We start from the raw sequence: 647 nt of genomic DNA, 5'->3' as shown, positions 1-647 counted from the left end.
GGCACTGAGCGAAATCAGCAGAGAGGGGATCTGTCCGCACAGGCCGTCACCGATGGAGAGCACGCTGTAGGTTTGCACCGCATCCCCGAGCGACATGCCGTATTGCACCACGGCAATGGTAATGCCACCCAGAATATTCACCAGCACGACAATAATACCGGCGATGGCATCCCCTTTCACAAACTTCATGGCACCGTCCATCGCGCCTAGAAAACGGCTTTCATGCTGCACGTGCAGACGCAATTGGCGCGCCTGATCGGCATCGATCACCCCAGCGCGCAGATCGCCATCGATACTCATCTGCTTGCCCGGCATGCCATCGAGAGAAAATCGGGCGCTTACCTCGGCCACGCGCTCCGTGCCCTTGGTGATGACGATAAATTGCACGATGGTGATGATGGCGAAAATTACCAGCCCCACCGTCAAGTTCCCCCCCACCATAAAGCGACCAAACGCGTCGATGATATCGCCCGCATCGTGCTGCAACAGCACCAGTCGCGAGGTGCTGATGGTCAGCGACAGCCGGTAAAGCGTGGTAATCAGCAACAGTGAGGGGAACACCGACAGTTCCAGCGGATCGTTGATGTAAATGGCAAACAGCAGCAGGATGATGGAAAAAGTCAGATTAATGGCGATCAGAATATCCA

Annotated in this window: 1 protein-coding gene; it reads right to left on the bottom strand. The window is 55.8% G+C overall.

All coding sequences use genetic code 11. The features are described 5' to 3' along the window. The coding region (locus J5224_RS33535) for an FHIPEP family type III secretion protein (protein ID WP_264629199.1) at nt 1-647 on the bottom strand (647 nt) is incomplete at both ends.

This window comes from Candidatus Symbiopectobacterium sp. NZEC135 (genome assembly GCF_025962695.1).
The sequence above is the reverse complement of the archived record's forward strand: the minus strand, read 5'-3'. Positions and strand labels throughout refer to the sequence as shown.